This window comes from Nocardioides sp. Root190 (genome assembly GCF_001428565.1).
GTDB lineage: Bacteria > Actinomycetota > Actinomycetes > Propionibacteriales > Nocardioidaceae > Nocardioides.
The window spans coordinates 1-14,342 of sequence record NZ_LMIA01000012.1 but is presented as its reverse complement, the minus strand read 5'-3'; the positions used below and the strand labels follow the sequence as shown (position 1 = coordinate 14,342).

General features: G+C 70.4%; 13 protein-coding genes and 1 rRNA gene. 1 reads left to right on the top strand and 13 read right to left on the bottom strand.

Features of this window, described 5'->3' with window-relative positions:
- Nucleotides 1-239: 239 nt before the first annotated feature.
- From ASE01_RS18435 to ASE01_RS18390, 11 genes are all read right to left on the bottom strand, one after another.
- Nucleotides 240-2,792 carry a DEAD/DEAH box helicase gene (locus ASE01_RS18435; RefSeq protein WP_056755795.1) on the bottom strand — a complete coding sequence of 851 codons (2,553 nt, stop codon included), beginning with the start codon at nucleotides 2,790-2,792 and terminating at the stop codon, nucleotides 240-242.
- A complete protein-coding gene (locus ASE01_RS18430) occupies nucleotides 2,785-3,738 on the bottom strand; it encodes a site-specific tyrosine recombinase XerD (RefSeq protein WP_056755792.1) in 954 nt (317 codons plus the stop codon). The genes ASE01_RS18435 and ASE01_RS18430 overlap by 8 nt, the downstream gene beginning before the upstream one ends.
- 4 nt (nucleotides 3,739-3,742) lie before the next feature.
- Nucleotides 3,743-4,858, bottom strand: coding sequence for an alanine dehydrogenase (gene ald, locus ASE01_RS18425; RefSeq protein ID WP_056755789.1), 1,116 nt, complete (start codon nucleotides 4,856-4,858; stop codon nucleotides 3,743-3,745).
- A gap of 121 nt (nucleotides 4,859-4,979) precedes the next feature.
- The gene (locus tag ASE01_RS18420) at nucleotides 4,980-5,477 is read right to left on the bottom strand and encodes an Lrp/AsnC family transcriptional regulator (RefSeq protein WP_157537537.1); all 498 of its coding nucleotides are present in this window, start codon (nucleotides 5,475-5,477) and stop codon (nucleotides 4,980-4,982) included.
- Nucleotides 5,474-6,061, bottom strand: coding sequence for an NUDIX domain-containing protein (locus ASE01_RS18415; RefSeq protein WP_056755786.1), 588 nt, complete (start codon nucleotides 6,059-6,061; stop codon nucleotides 5,474-5,476). The genes ASE01_RS18420 and ASE01_RS18415 overlap by 4 nt, the downstream gene beginning before the upstream one ends.
- Before the next feature lie 15 nt (nucleotides 6,062-6,076).
- Nucleotides 6,077-7,795 (bottom strand): CTP synthase, encoded by a 1,719-nt coding sequence (locus ASE01_RS18410; RefSeq protein ID WP_056755783.1) that lies wholly within the window; start codon nucleotides 7,793-7,795, stop codon nucleotides 6,077-6,079.
- Nucleotides 7,796-7,821: 26 nt separating this feature from the next.
- Complete coding sequence (gene recN / locus ASE01_RS18405; protein ID WP_056755780.1) at nucleotides 7,822-9,570, bottom strand: DNA repair protein RecN; 1,749 nt, start codon at nucleotides 9,568-9,570, stop codon at nucleotides 7,822-7,824.
- The gene (locus ASE01_RS18400) at nucleotides 9,567-10,517 is read right to left on the bottom strand and encodes an NAD kinase (protein WP_056755777.1); all 951 of its coding nucleotides are present in this window, start codon (nucleotides 10,515-10,517) and stop codon (nucleotides 9,567-9,569) included. The genes recN and ASE01_RS18400 overlap by 4 nt, the downstream gene beginning before the upstream one ends.
- On the bottom strand, nucleotides 10,514-11,347 hold the full coding sequence (locus ASE01_RS18395) for a TlyA family RNA methyltransferase (protein ID WP_056755774.1): 834 nt from the start codon (nucleotides 11,345-11,347) through the stop codon (nucleotides 10,514-10,516). The genes ASE01_RS18400 and ASE01_RS18395 overlap by 4 nt, the downstream gene beginning before the upstream one ends.
- A gap of 4 nt (nucleotides 11,348-11,351) precedes the next feature.
- Nucleotides 11,352-11,525, bottom strand: coding sequence for a hypothetical protein (locus ASE01_RS24535; RefSeq protein ID WP_157537536.1), 174 nt, complete (start codon nucleotides 11,523-11,525; stop codon nucleotides 11,352-11,354).
- A gap of 9 nt (nucleotides 11,526-11,534) precedes the next feature.
- Complete coding sequence (locus ASE01_RS18390; RefSeq protein ID WP_056755772.1) at nucleotides 11,535-12,569, bottom strand: HAD-IIA family hydrolase; 1,035 nt, start codon at nucleotides 12,567-12,569, stop codon at nucleotides 11,535-11,537.
- 49 nt (nucleotides 12,570-12,618) lie between these two features.
- Here ASE01_RS18390 and ASE01_RS18385 point away from each other — a divergent pair, with 49 nt between their 5' ends.
- Nucleotides 12,619-13,764 (top strand): DUF1015 family protein, encoded by a 1,146-nt coding sequence (locus tag ASE01_RS18385; protein ID WP_157537534.1) that lies wholly within the window; start codon nucleotides 12,619-12,621, stop codon nucleotides 13,762-13,764.
- On the opposite strand, the gene ASE01_RS18380 is transcribed toward ASE01_RS18385, so the two are convergent.
- Together ASE01_RS18380 and rrf are read right to left on the bottom strand one after the other, a co-directional pair.
- Entirely contained in the window at nucleotides 13,727-14,059 is a 333-nt protein-coding gene (locus ASE01_RS18380; RefSeq protein WP_200958912.1) for a single-stranded DNA-binding protein, read from the bottom strand. The two genes, ASE01_RS18385 and ASE01_RS18380, sit on opposite strands and share 38 nt — an antisense overlap.
- Before the next feature lie 192 nt (nucleotides 14,060-14,251).
- Nucleotides 14,252-14,342: ribosomal RNA gene (gene rrf / locus ASE01_RS18375) — 5S ribosomal RNA — on the bottom strand; the annotation flags it as partial.

Genomic DNA, 14,342 nt, shown 5'->3' with positions numbered 1-14,342 from the left:
TCCCTCGGACTCCGAGACGTCGTCCGAAGTCGGGAACTGCAATGTCATGGCATCCTCCGAGCCCAACGGGATCTGCACCCGCGGTGGCATGTCGGGTGCACTGGATCCTCCATAGATACCGACCATCGCCCTCACCTTTTGTCGTGGAGTGGTTGCGGGCTCCTTCCCCAGAGCCCGGGACTCCTTCATCCAACAATGTCGACACGGAGACATTGCGGACGCGGGCACCGACGCGCCGCTCAGCCGGTCAGGCAGGCCATCTCGAGGGTGCGTACGACGGCCTCGCCGGCCTCGTCGCTGGCGGCGAGGTCGATCTCGGCCCGGATCACCCAGTCGTGATCGCCCTCCGGGTCGTGCAACGTCTGGGTCGCGACCCAGCGTCCGGGCTGCTTCTCGATGGCCAGGAGGGCCGGGCCACGGGCGTCGCCGTCGGTCGCCAGCCGGTCGTGCTCGGCGTAGTAGGCCTCGATCGCCTGGTCCCACTCGGCCTCGCCCCACTCGGCGTCCTCGTCGAGAACCGCGAGCGCGGGTACCTCGTCGCGGGCGACCAGCTCGACCCGGCGCCACATCGCGTTGCGGACCATGACGTCGAAGACCCGACCCTGCTGGCTGAGCGGGCGGGGTGGCGGCGGGGGCTCGTGATGGCTGACCGCCGTGGTCGCGTGCGACGGGTCGGCGAGCGCCTCCCACTCGTCGAGCAGGGAGGAGTCGACCTGGCGCACGGTCTCCCCGAGCCACTCGATGAGCAGCTCCAGCTCCTCGGTCCGGTGCGCCTGCGCGACGGTCTGGCGCAGGGCGCGGTAGGCGTCGGTCAGGTAGCGCAGGACCAGACCCTCGGAGCGTGCCACCTGGTAGCGCGACACGAGGTCCGTGAAGCCCATCCCCTGTTCCCACATGGCGCGCACGACCGACTTCGGGGCCAGGGCATCGGGCGAGAGCCACGGGTGCCGCTCCCGGTAGGTCTCGAAGAGCGGCTCGAGGAGCTCGGAGAGCGGCTCGGGCCAGCTGATCTCCTCGATCAGGGCCATCCGCTCGTCGTACTCGACCCCATCGGCCTTCAGCGCCGCGATCGCGTCACCGCGCGCCGCGTGGCGCTGGGCCATCAGCAACGGCCGTGGCGCCTCCAGGGTCGACTCCACCACCGAGACCACGTCGAGCATGAAGGTCTCGCTGTCCGGGTCGAGCACGTCGAGGACGGCCAGCGCGAAGTGCGACAGCGGCTGGTTGAGGGCGAAGTCGACCGGCAGGGCCTCGGTGAGCACGAACCGGCGCCCGAAGGAGTCGACCTCGTCCAACCGGGTCAGGACCTCGGACCGGACCAGGCTGCGCGCCAGCCGCACGGCGCGCTGGGCGAGGCGGAGCTGGGTCTTGCGGTCCTCGTGGTTGTCCATCAACAGCCGGCGCATGACCGGGAACGCGTCCTCCTCGCGGGACAGGACGTTCACGAGCATCCCGTTGTCGACCTTCATCTGCGACTTCAGCGCCTCGGGACGCCCGGCGACCAGCTTGTCGAAGGTCTGTTCGCTCCACACGACGGTGCCGGCGGGCGGCTTGCGCAGCTGCGCCTTGGACGCGCGCTTGGCCTGTTGCTGCTCACTCATCGCAGCGTTCTTGGCGGCTGCCTTCGCCTTCGCCTTCTCGTTGTCGATGATGTGCTCCGGAGCCTGGACGACGACGTAGCCGGCCGTGTCGAAGCCCGCTCGGCCCGCCCTGCCGGCGATCTGCAGGAACTCGCGGGTCCGCAGCACCCGTTGGCGGCTGCCGTCGAACTTCGCCAGTCCGGTGAACAGGACCGTGCGGATGGGCACGTTGATGCCGACGCCGAGGGTGTCCGTGCCGCAGATGACGGTGAGCAGGCCGGCCTGCGCCAGCTGCTCGACCAGACGCCGGTAACGAGGCAGCATCCCGGCGTGGTGGACGCCGATGCCCTGGCGCAGCAGCTTGCTCAGGGTCTTGCCGAACCCGGCAGCGAAGCGCACGCCGGCGATCCGCTCGGCGATCTGCTCCTTGCGGTCCTTCGGCAGGACCGTGTCGAGACGCCCCGGACCGGCGAGCAGCGACACCGCGTGATCGACGGCAGCGGCCTGGGTGAAGTGCACGACGTAGACCGGGCCCTGACCGGTCGTCACGAGCTCGGCGAGCTTGTCGCCCATGGGCTCCAGCGACCAGGCGAAGTCGAGCGGCACGGGGCGTTCCGCGTCGTCGACCACCGAGGTGGCGCGACCGTTGCGTCGGGTCAGGTCCGCCGCGAGCTCCGTGACATCGCCGAGCGTCGCGGACATCAGCAGGAACTGGGCGCGCGGCAGTTCGATGAGCGGCACCTGCCATGCCCAGCCCCGCCCGGGCTCGCCGTAGAAGTGGAACTCGTCCATGACGACCATGCCGACGTCGGCTGCGGCACCCTCGCGCAGGGCGATGTTCGCGAGCACCTCGGCGGTGCAGCAGATGATCGGCGCATCGGCGTTGACCGCGACGTCGCCGGTCAGCATGCCGACGTCGTCGGCGCCGAAGACCTCGACGAGGTCGAAGAACTTCTCGCTCACCAGTGCCTTGATCGGAGCGGTGTAGAAGCTGACCCGGTCGTCGGCCTGTGCCGCCATCGCCGCCGCGATCGCGACCAGGGACTTGCCCGAGCCGGTGGGCGTCGCCAGGACGACGTTGTCCCCGGCCAGCAGGGACAGGATCGCCTCCTCCTGGTGGTCGTAGAGCGTCAGACCCTGCGCCTCGGCGTGCGCGAGGATCCGGTCATAGGCCTCGTCGGTCGAAGCAGTGGCGTCGGTGGATTCAGGCATCGCGGGCTCTCGGGTGTGCGGTGGCGAAGACCTCGCGCAGGTTGTCGACGGTCACGAGCGTGTAGACCTGCGTCGTGGTGACCGACGCATGGCCGAGCAGCTCCTGGACGACGCGGACGTCGGCGCCGCCGTCCAGCAGGTGCGTGGCGAACGAGTGGCGCAGGGTGTGCGGAGAGACATCGCGCGTCACGCCTGCGCGCTCGGCGGCCTTGACCAGCACGGCCCACGCGGACTGGCGCGACAGTCGTCCCCCACGGGAGTTGAGGAAGAGCCCGGGCGTCGCCTTCGCGACGAGCGCCGGCCGTCCCCGCACCAGGTAGGCCGACAGCGCCTCGCGGGCATAGGTGCCGACCGGAACCAGACGTTCCTTGCCGCCCTTGCCGCTCAGCAGGACCGTGTCGTCGGCACCTCCGTCGGCCAGACCGATCAGTCCGCTGACGTCGTCCACGTCGAGCCCGATCGCCTCGGAGATCCGGGCACCGGTGCCGTAGAGCACCTCGAGCAGGGCCCGATCGCGCAGCGCCAGCGGGGTTCCGGGCGCACCGGCGGCGTCGAGGATCGCTTCGACGTCCGCGAGTGGCAGTGCTTTGGGCAGACGCTTGGGCGGACTGGGCGGCTTCACGCTGGCCGCGGGATCGAGCTGGGCGAGTCCGTCGGACACCGCGAACCGGTGGAAGCCCCGCACCGCCACGACGGTCCGGGCTGCCGACGACGCGCTCAGCGGCGGGTGGTCGGCGCTGCCCTCGCGCAGGCTCATCAGGAACTCGGTGACCGTCGACTCCGTCACGCCGTCGAGATCGGCGATGCCGGCGCCCGCCAGGTGCTCGCGGTAGCGCCTCAGGTCCCGGCGGTACGACGTCAGGGTGTTCGCCGCCAGGCCCTTCTCGACACTCAGGTGGTCCAGATAGGTGCGAACCGCCCGGTCCACCGCCCCTGTGCCACTCACCCGGTCAGGCTAGGGCATCGTCCAGGGACACTGCCTCGACACCCACCGCTTCGCCGACCGGGGTGTTGGTGAGCATCCCGTCGTGGGTGTTGAGGCCCAACGCGAGGCTGTGGTCGGCCCGGCAGGCCTCGCGCCAGCCGCGGTTGGCCAGCGCCACGGCGTACGGCAGCGTGGCATTGGTCAACGCGTAGGTCGAGGTGTTCGGCACCGCACCGGGCATGTTCGCCACGCAGTAGAACGTCGAGTTGTGGACCTGGTAGGTCGGGTCGGCGTGCGTCGTGGGACGGGTGTCCTCGAAGCAACCACCCTGGTCGACCGCGATGTCGACGAGCACCGAGCCAGGCTTCATCCGCGAGACCAGCTCGTTCGACACCAGCTTCGGCGCCGCGGCACCGGGGATCAGCACGGCACCGATGACCATGTCGGCTGCCATCACCTGCTGCTCCAGCGCGAGCCTCGAGCTCGCCAGTCCGTGCACCCGGTTGTCGTAGCGCCAGAACGACATCCGCAGCTTGTCGAGATCGGTGTCGAGCAGCGTCACGTCCGCACCCATGCCGAGCGCGATGTTGGCGGCGTTCTGGCCCGAGACACCGGCACCGATGATCACGACCTTGGCGTTGGACACGCCACCGACGCCGCCCATCAACACGCCACGACCGCCCTGGGCCTTCATCAGGGCGTGCGCGCCGACCTGGGGCGCGAGGCAACCAGCGACCTCCGACATCGGATAGAGCAGCGGCAGTCCTCCCGAGGGAAGCTGGACCGTCTCGTAGGCGACACCGGTCACCTTGCGGGCCAGCAGCTCCTCGGTCAACCGCTTGTCGGCCGCGAGGTGGAGATAGGTGAAGAGCACCTGCCCCTCCCGCATCCGGTGGTACTCCTCGGCGACCGGCTCCTTGACCTTCATCACCATCTCGGCCGCACCCCACACCGCGTCCGCGTCCGGCGCGATCGTGGCGCCGGCCGCGACGTAGTCAGCGTCCTCGATCGAGGAACCCACCCCGGCACCCGCCTGGATCATCACCTCATGACCGTGCGCGACCAGCTCGTGCACACCGATCGGCGTGATCGCCACCCGGTACTCGTGGTTCTTGACTTCCTTCGCGACACCGACGCGCATGGGGACACCCTCCTGGCCGCGGGCATCCGACCTGGATTCCCTGGTGGAAGGAAATACTGAAGATCAGTCGAGCATCGCGCTAGTGCTCGGATCGATTATTCGCAGATCGGCCGAAGAACGCTCAGATCGTCGACGGTGGCACCGGCGTGGTTCGCTGTGCTGAACCGGATTCGGCGCCACCGCGGAGATGTTCGAAGATCAGGCTCGTCTCGGTCATCGCGACGTCGCGGGTTCCGCTGAGGTGGTGCAGGACGAACTCGCGCAGCTCCTCGGAGCCTGCGGTCGCCACGTGGATCAGGAAGTCGTCGGCGCCAGCGAGGAAGTAGACGTTGAGCACCTCGGGCAGACCCGCCATCGACAGGGCGAACGCGCTCAGCTCACCGCGGGCATGAGGGCGCAGGCGCACCGAGATCATCGCCTGCAGCGGGCGACCGATGCTGGCCTGGTCGACCTCGGCATGGGCTCCGCGGATCACGCCGCGCTCGAACAGGCTGCGCACCCGACCGTGACAGGTCGAGGGGGCGATGCCCACCCGCGCGGCGAGCACGTTGTTCGCGAGCCGCGCGTCCTGCTGCAGCTCGCGGACGATCGCCGCGTCGATGGCGTCGAGCTCGCTCACGCCGTACGAGCCCGTTCACGCAGGACGTGGCAGGCCAGCACGACCTGGACCACCGGTCCGTCGGCGATCGCGCCGCTCAGGACCGCCTCCACCAGCTCGGCGAACGGGACCCAGACCTCTTCCAGCTCGGCCTCCTCGTGCTCGAGCACGAAGTCGCCACGGTCCGCGGGCGAGAGCCCCTCGGCGAGGAAGTAGTGGATCCGCTCCGCGGAGTAGCCGGGTGAGCTGTACGTCGACAGCACGTGGGTCCAGCGCTCGGCCTGCAGCGCGGCCTCCTCCCGCAGCTCGCGGCGGGCGACCTGCTCGGGGTCCTCCCCGTCGTGGTCGCACACACCGGCGGGCAGCTCCACCAGCCGGTGCTGCGCCGCGTGGCGGTACTGCCGGATGCACAGCGCGCGGTCCTGGTCGTCGATGGCCAGCACCACGGCAGCACCGGGGTGTTCGACCACGAGCCGCCGGAAGGGCTCCTCGCCGTGGTCCCCCGGGCGGCGTACCCGGTCCGAACGCAGCGCGAGCACCCACGAGTCGCGGTGCACGTCGGTGCTCGACTCGACCGGCCAGGACTCCGGGACGTCGCCGAGCACCTCAGGCTCCGGTCGTCACTCGTCGACCGGATCGGGATGGAGGCCGGACTCGTCGATCTCCAGACGCGTCTCCCGCTGACGGGCGAGCGCCGCGCCGACCAGACCGGCGAAGAGCGGGTGCGGACGCGTCGGGCGCGAGCGGAGCTCGGGGTGCGCCTGGGTCCCGACGTAGTAGGGGTGCACGTCGCGCGGCAGCTCGACGAACTCGACCAGGTCGAGGTCGGGGTTGATCCCGGAGAACACCAGCCCAGCCTCCTCCAGCTGCGCGCGGTAGGCGTTGTTCACCTCGTAGCGGTGCCGGTGACGCTCCTCGATCAGCTCGGCGCCGTAGGCCTCGGCCGCGAGCGAGCCCGGGGTCAGCCGGGCCGGGTAGAGGCCCAGTCGCATCGTGCCACCCAGGTCGCCGCCGCCCTCGACGATGGACTTCTGCTCCTCCATCGTCGCGATGACCGGCTCCGGGGTGTCCGGGTCGAACTCCGTCGATCCCGCCTTGGTGAGGCCGAGCTCGGTGCGGGCGTACTCGATGACCATGCTCTGCAGGCCCAGGCACAGGCCCAGGGTGGGGATCCCGTGCGCGCGGGCGTAGGTGAGTGCGCCGAGCTTGCCCTCGAGGCCGCGGATGCCGAAGCCACCGGGCACGCAGATGGCGTCGACGTCGGCCAGCTGCTTGGCTGCGCCGGGCTGGCTCTCGCACTCGTCCGAGGCGACCCACTTGAGGTGGACCTTGGCCTCGTGGGCGAACCCACCGGCGCGCAGCGCCTCGGCCACCGAGAGGTAGGCGTCGTGGAGGTCGATGTACTTGCCGACCAGCGCGATCGTGACGTCCTCCTTGGGGTGGTGCACCCGGCGGAGCAGGTCGTCCCACAGCGTCCAGTCGACGTCGCGGAACGGCAGGTTGAGACGTCGTACGACGTAGGCGTCCAGGCCCTCACGGTGCAGGACCTTGGGGATGTCGTAGATCGAGGGCGCGTCGGCGGCCGTGACGACGGCCTCCTGCTCGACGTCGCACATCAGCGAGATCTTCTTCTTGATGCTGTCCGGCAGTTCACGGTCGGCGCGGCACACCACCGCGTCGGGCTGGATGCCGACCTGGCGCAGGGCGGCCACAGAGTGCTGGGTCGGCTTGGTCTTCAGCTCACCGGACGGACCGATGAACGGGACCAGCGAGACGTGCAGGAAGAAGCAGTTGTCGCGACCGATGTCGTGACGCACCTGGCGGGCGGCCTCGAGGAAGGGCAGGGACTCGATGTCGCCGACCGTGCCGCCGACCTCGGTGATCACGATGTCCACCGCGTCGGCACCGGTTCCGTGGCCCATGGCCAGGATCCGTTCCTTGATCTCGTTGGTGATGTGCGGGATCACCTGGACGGTGTCGCCGAGGTACTCGCCCTTGCGCTCCTTGGCGATCACCGTCGAGTAGACCTGCCCGGTCGTGACATTGGCGATCTGGCTGAGATCGGTGTCGAGGAACCGCTCATAGTGACCGATGTCGAGGTCGGTCTCGGCGCCGTCGTTGGTGACGAACACCTCACCGTGCTGGAACGGGTTCATCGTTCCGGGGTCGACGTTGAGATAGGGGTCCAGCTTCTGCATGGTGACCCGAAGGCCACGCGAGCGCAGCAGACGACCGAGACTGGAAGCAGTCAGACCCTTGCCGAGGGAGGAGGCGACGCCCCCGGTCACGAAGAGGTGTTTTGCCTGTCGATTCGTACCACTACCGGGCGCCGTGTTCACGGGATTCCATTCTACGCGGTGATTGCTCAGCCTGCACGCCGCCGCGCCACATCGAGCAGTTCGCGCGCGTGGGCGAGGGCGGTGTCGGACTCCGAGAGGCCAGCGAGCATCCGCGAGAGTTCCCTCTCACGGCCCGCGTCGTCGAGGGTCACCAGTCCCGAGGTCGTGACGGTGCCGTCGCTGGACTTCTCCACCAGGACATGGCGATCTGCGAACGCCGCGACCTGGGGAAGGTGGGTGACGACCAGGACCTGGGCCTGGTCGGCGAGGGTGGCCAGGCGTCGCCCGATCTCCACGGCTGCGGCGCCACCCACGCCGGAGTCGACCTCGTCGAACACGAAGGTCGGGACGGGACTCGTCCCGGCGAGGCAGACCTCGACGGCCAGCATCACCCGGGAGAGCTCGCCGCCCGAGGCACCCTTGTGCAGGGGTCGCGGCTCGGAGCCCGAGTTGGCGGCGAGCAGGAACTCGACGTCGTCCAGCCCGCTGCGGCTGAAGCGGATCCACTGCTCCCCCACCGCGACCTGGTCGGCGGGCGGACGGGCAGGGTCGATCGGCGCCGTGACCTCGCGCCGGGACACCCGGATCCTCACGTGGGCGTGCGGCATGGCGAGGAGGGTGAGCTCGTCACTCACGGCGCTGGAGAGCCGGGCAGCCGCTTCCGTGCGGGCCTTGCTGAGCGCGAGGCCGGCCGCAGCGAGCTCTGCGCGCAGTCGGCCCGCCGTGGCCGCGAGCTCCTGGATCCGCTCGTCGGTCGAGTCGAGGTCGAGCAGGCGGGCCGAGGAGGCATCGGCCCAGGCCAGCACGTCGGCGACGGTCTCGCCGTACTTCCGGGTGAGGGAGAGCAGGGCCGCCCGCCGCTCGGACACCGAGGCGAGCCGGGCAGGATCGGTGTCCACGCCCGAGCAGTACGACGCGACGTCGGCCGCGACGTCGGACAACAGGTAGCTGACCTCGGCGACCCGGTCGGCGAGCGAGGCCGCCTCGGGGTCGTGGTCACGCACACCCTCCAGCAGACCGCGTGCTGCCGCGACCGCGCCCAACGCGTCAGGCGACCCGTGCTCGCTGGACAGGGCCTCGCGGGCCTGCTCGGCAGCACCGCGCAGCGTGTCGGCATGACCGAGCCGGGCCTCCTCGGCCGCCAGCTCGACGTCCTCGCCGGGTTGGGGCGAGACCGCCTCGACCTCGTCGACGCCGAAGCGCAGCACGTCGGCCTCGCGAGCGCGCTCCCGCGCGCTCGCCGTCACCTCCGCGAGCTCCTGCTCGGTGGCGACCAACCGGTCGTGGATCCCGGCATAGGTGGCGTTCAGGGGCTCGAGCGCGCCGAAGCGGTCGAGCGCGTGGCGTTGGGTCTGCGGCTTGAGCAGGCGGTGCTGATCCGACTGCCCGTGCACCGCGACGAGAGGCTCGGTGATCTCGGTGAGGGTGGAGATGGGCACCGCCGCCCCACCGACGAAGGCACGCGAGCGCCCTTCTGCATTGACGTTGCGGGCGAGGACGGTCGTCCCGTCCTCCACCTCGCCACCGGCGTCCTCGACCGCAGCGGCCAGTCCGGGGACCGAGGTGGTGGACACCAGGCCCTCCACCCGCGCCTGACGGGCACCGGCGCGGACCGCTCCGCTGTCCGCCCGTCCCCCGAGCAGCAGCCCGAGGGCCGTGACGACCATGGTCTTGCCGGCGCCGGTCTCGCCCGTGATCACGGTGAGGCCGGGGCCGAGCTCGAGCACGGAGCAGTCGATCACCCCGAGCGAGCTGATCCTGAGCTCCTCGATCACGTGATCTCTCCCTGTCCCCTGGCGTTGTTGCGCTGCTCGGCCGTGCCACGCCAGCCGGCGACCGACAGGCCGAACTTGGCAACCAGCCGGTCGGTGAACGGCCGCTGGTGCAGGCGCACCAGACGCACCGGTCGCAGACCCCGGCTCACCTCGATCCGGGCGCCCGGCGGGAGGTCGACACTGCGTCGCCCGTCGCACCACAGCACGCCGGAGCCCTGGTTGCCCTCGAGCACCTCGATCGCGATCACCGAGGACGGCGCGACCACCATCGGTCGCGCGAACAGGGCATGCGCGCTGAGCGGGACGATGCACAGCGCCTCGACCTGGGGCCACACGATCGGGCCACCCGCGCTGAAGTTGTACGCCGTGGAGCCGGTGGGCGTCGCACAGACGACGCCGTCGCAGCCCCATCGGGACAGCGGCCGGTTGTCGATCTCGACGACGACCTCGAGCATCCGCTCGCGCGACGCCTTCTCGACACTCGCCTCGTTGACCGCGAAGGTCGTGTAGACCAGCTCGCCGTCGACGAAGGCCCGCACGTCCAGGGTCAGGCGGTCCTCGGTGGTGTAGCGCTGGTGGACGATCGCCTCGATGGTGTCGGCGACGTCCTCGTGCTCGGCCTCGGCGAGGAATCCGACGTGGCCCAGGTTGACGCCGAGCACGGGCGTGAGCCGGGCGTAGGTGACCTCGGCCGCTCGCAGGATGCTGCCGTCGCCGCCGATGACGACGGTGAGCTCGCAGCCGCGGCTGGCATCGGTCTCGGAGTCGGTGAGCTCGACCGCCGGGTCGTAGCCGTCCGGATCGAGGTCCAGGTCGTCGGCCTCGGCGCGCAGGAGACGCACCACGATGCCGTGCCCGGTCAGCTCCTTGACGAAGGCCCGGGCGACCTCACGGGCTTCGGGGCGTCGCGTGTGCGCCAGGACGAGGACGCGGCGCGGGTCGGTCATGGGCCCACCTTCTCATCATGCTCCGACGTCCCGCGGTGCACGACCTCGGCAATGGCCTCGTCGTCCACCATCGCGGGGCCGTGGCGCAGCCAGAGGAAGAACTCCACATTGCCCGAGGGACCCGGCAACGGACTCACCGTCACGGCCTGCGCACCCCAGCCACGCGCGGCGGCCGCATGGGCCACCCCGAGCACGGCTTCGGTCCTCAGAGCGGCATCGCGGACGACGCCGCCCTTGCCGACCCGGTCCTTGCCGACCTCGAACTGCGGCTTCACCATCAACGCGAGGTCGCCGTCGGGGCGGGTCACGCCGAGCAGTGCCTCGAGGACGAGGACCAGCGAGATGAAGGAGAGGTCACCGACCACGAGGTCGACCTGACCGCCGATCTGGTCCGGGACCAGGGCACGGACGTTGGTGCGGTCGTGGATGTCGACCCGGTCGTCCTTCTGCAGCGACCAGTGCAGCTGGCCGTAGCCGACGTCGACCGCAACCACCTGCTGGGCGCCGGCACGGAGGAGTACGTCGGTGAAGCCACCGGTCGACGCCCCGGCGTCGAGGCACCGCCGACCGGCGACACCCAGTCCGAGTGGAGCGAAGGCAGCGAGCGCACCAGCGAGCTTGTGGGCACCACGCGACACGTAGTCCGGACCGTGCTCGCCCTCGAGGACGACGATCGCGACATCGGTCGTGACACCGGTCGCCGGCTTGGTCGCGACGACGCCGGCGACCTTGACCCGGCGGTCGGCGATGAGCTGGGCAGCCCGTTCCCTGGAGGGCGCCAGCTGACGTCGTACCAGCTCTGCGTCCAGCCGCAGGCGTCGCGGTGGCACAGCGCTAGTCGGCAGCCGGCGGGTTGTCGAGCGTGTGCCGGAGGCCGGCGTGGGCCTCCTCGAAGACGGCCGCGTGCTCGTCGAGCGGACGGACGTCCAGACCCGCGACCAGGTCGAGGACGCGGTCGACGGCCTCGATGCCGGTCGGCGTGGGTGCCGGTACAGGAACCTCGGTCATGTCGCGAGGCTACCGCGCCGACGGGTCGGGCGCGGGGACCCGTGCCGCGGTGATGTCGACCACCGATCCGGTTCGGTCGAGGTGGTCCCAGGCAGCCGCCGCCACAGCGCGCCACCAGTCGTCGCGCTGGGCGGCGTCAGGCCGCGCAGCGTCCGTCGCCATCTCGATCCGACCGTCCTTCGCCACCCGGCAGCTCCAGCCACCTGCGACCCACCGGTCCTCCACGCGCGTCGGTGCGACGTGCGCGTCGAACAGGCCCGCCAGGTTCGCGGACAGGTAGGACGGTCGAAGCGGCACGGGCGCCGCGACCAGGTCCCCGAGCCCGGTGACTCCGGTGAGGACGAGCAGCGAGTCCACTCCGGCGTTCCGGGCGCCTTCGATGTCGGTGTCGAGTCGGTCACCGATCATCAGCGGCCGGGCGCCTCCGACCCGCCGCACGGTCTCGTCGAGGAGCGGGCGCTCCGGCTTGCCTGCCACGACGGGGACCACGCCCGTGAAGCGGCTGACCATCTCGACCAGCACACCGTGGCCGGGCGCCACCCCGAACGCCGTCGGAATCGACTGGTCGGTGTTGCTGGCCACCCAGGGCAGACCGTCCCCGATCAGTACGGCGGCACGCATGATCGTCGACCAACGCAGATCCGGTCCATAGCCGCTGACCAGGCCGACGGCTTCCTCCTCGACACCCACCGGAACCAGTCCCGCCTCGACCAGTGCCTGCTCCAGACCGGGAGCACCCAGACACACCACGCGGGCGCCCCGCCCCCAGCGTCCCCGCGCCAGGCGGGCTGCGGCCTGCGCGCTCGTCACGACGTCCGAGGCGCTGGCGGACACACCGAGATCGCTCAGGTGCTGGGCGACGGTCTCCGGTGGACGGGAGGCGTTGTTGGTGACGAAGGCGATCCGCATGCCAGCGGAGCGTGCCGCAGCGATGTGACCGGCTGCTCCCGGGACGGCTTCGGCACCGATGTAGACGACACCGTCCAGGTCGAGCATGGCCAGGTCGTAGACCTCCGTGAGCACGGAGGTGGAAGTCAGCAACACAGGACCACCTTGCCAGCCTGCTCCACGCGCGGCTCCGTACGATGCGGGAGTGGACGCAACAGCACTGGTGACCCCGCCCTACGTCGCGGGTCCGTTGCGCCTCGAGCCCTTCCGCGGGCTGATGCTGACGCCCGCCCGTGTCGGGAACCCGACCACGGGACGCGCCTTCGCCCGTCCCTACAAGGACGTCTCCGCGCGGCTGCTGCGCTGGCAGGCGCGCGGGTACGTCCGTCACGACGACCTGCCTGCGCTCTACCTGCACGAGTACAGCTCGGCCGGGATGACGGTGCGCGGCCTGGTCGGTGCCCTCGACGTGTCGCGACGGGCCACCCGCCCAGAGGACCGGGCCGTCCTGCCCCACGAAGGGATCCATCCGGCCCAGGCCGACGACCTGGCCGACCGGATGGCAGAGATGGAGCTCAACCCTGCGCCGATCCTGCTGGTGCACCGCGGGAGCAAGGCCCTCCGTGAGACCTTGAGCGCCGTCGTCGCCACACCTCCCGCACACACCTTCACCGACCGCGGAGAGCAGCAGCACCGGATCTGGACGATCCGCGAACCCGCCACCCTCGAGGCGATCGCCGCAGAGCTCGCCGGTGGTCGCGCCCTGATCGCCGACGGGCATCACCGCTACGCCGCCTACCTGCGCCTCCAGCGACGGTTCGCCGCCCCCGGTCGGTCGGCGACCGACTTCGGTCTCGCGATGCTGGTGGACCAGGAGGCCACCCCCCTGTTCCTGGGACCGATCCACCGCACCCTGGCCGGCACCGCAATGGTCCACCTCCGCGACGCCGTGGAGAGCGTGGGCCTCACCTTCGAGGAGCAGAACCAGCCCGACGCGGTGGCCGCACTCTCGGCCACCCGGCTGGTGGCCACCGATGGCCGGTCCTGGGCCGTCATCAAGCTCGATGCCGACGAGCGTGAGGCCGCCGTCGAGACCCTGCATCGCAGGATCGTGCCGGCGCTGCCCCACGGTCCCAGCGCCATCGACTACCACCACTCCGTCGACGACGCCCTCGCCAAGGCCCGCCCCGACGCCGTGTCGGTGCTGATGCCGGCGCCGTCGGTCGACCAGGTGATCGAGATCGCCGAGGCCGACCGCTTGTTGCCCGAGAAGGCGACGTCCTTCCAGCCCAAGCCGAGTCTCGGCGTGCTGATCAGGTCCTTGCGCGACGAACCCGTCGCGCCGAGCTGACCTCCACCTCCACACGCGACATCGTGCGGCCGCCGGCCTGGTAGAAGCGGCGCCGTATCGCGCCCTCGACCTGCACCTGGTCGCCCGGGATCCAGCCACCCATCGAACGGCGCAACCGGGCGGTCCACCCGGCCAGGTCGATGACGTCGACCGACGGCGAGCGCCTTCCCGAGGGGAGCAACCTCACCTCGTCGCGGGCGACCGCGAGGCGGCACACGCACACCGCGTCGCCGCTGGGCAGCTCCCTCATCTCGGGCACCCCGGTGATGCGCCCCTGCAACTGTACGGAGTTCATCGATGTCTGCTCGCTCTGGTTCATGACGAGAGCATCGACCTGGAGAAGCAGAGTGAGCCATCCGGCGCCGACGGCCTGTGGAGATCCGCGCCAGAACAGCGAAATGTGGACGCGAAAGGGCTCTTGGAGAGACATCCAACGACAAAAACACCGAAAGGCCGACACATGGTGTCGGCCTTTCGGCGAATGATTGTCCGGCTGCGTCCTACTCTCCCACATCCTCTCGGTTGCAGTACCATCGGCGCTGGCAGGCTTAACTTCCGGGTTCGGGATGGGACCGGGT

Excerpts from the sequence above, each read along its gene's own strand:
- ald (WP_056755789.1), bottom strand. The coding sequence starts at position 4,858 with ATGCGCGTCGGTGTCGCGAAGGAAGTCAAGAACCACGAGTACCGGGTG.
- ASE01_RS24535 (WP_157537536.1), bottom strand. The coding sequence starts at position 11,525 with ATGACCGAGGTTCCTGTACCGGCACCCACGCCGACCGGCATCGAGGCC.
- ASE01_RS18380 (WP_200958912.1), bottom strand. The coding sequence starts at position 14,059 with ATGAACTCCGTACAGTTGCAGGGGCGCATCACCGGGGTGCCCGAGATG.
- ASE01_RS18435 (WP_056755795.1), bottom strand. The coding sequence starts at position 2,792 with ATGCCTGAATCCACCGACGCCACTGCTTCGACCGACGAGGCCTATGAC.
- ASE01_RS18400 (WP_056755777.1), bottom strand. The coding sequence starts at position 10,517 with ATGACCGACCCGCGCCGCGTCCTCGTCCTGGCGCACACGCGACGCCCC.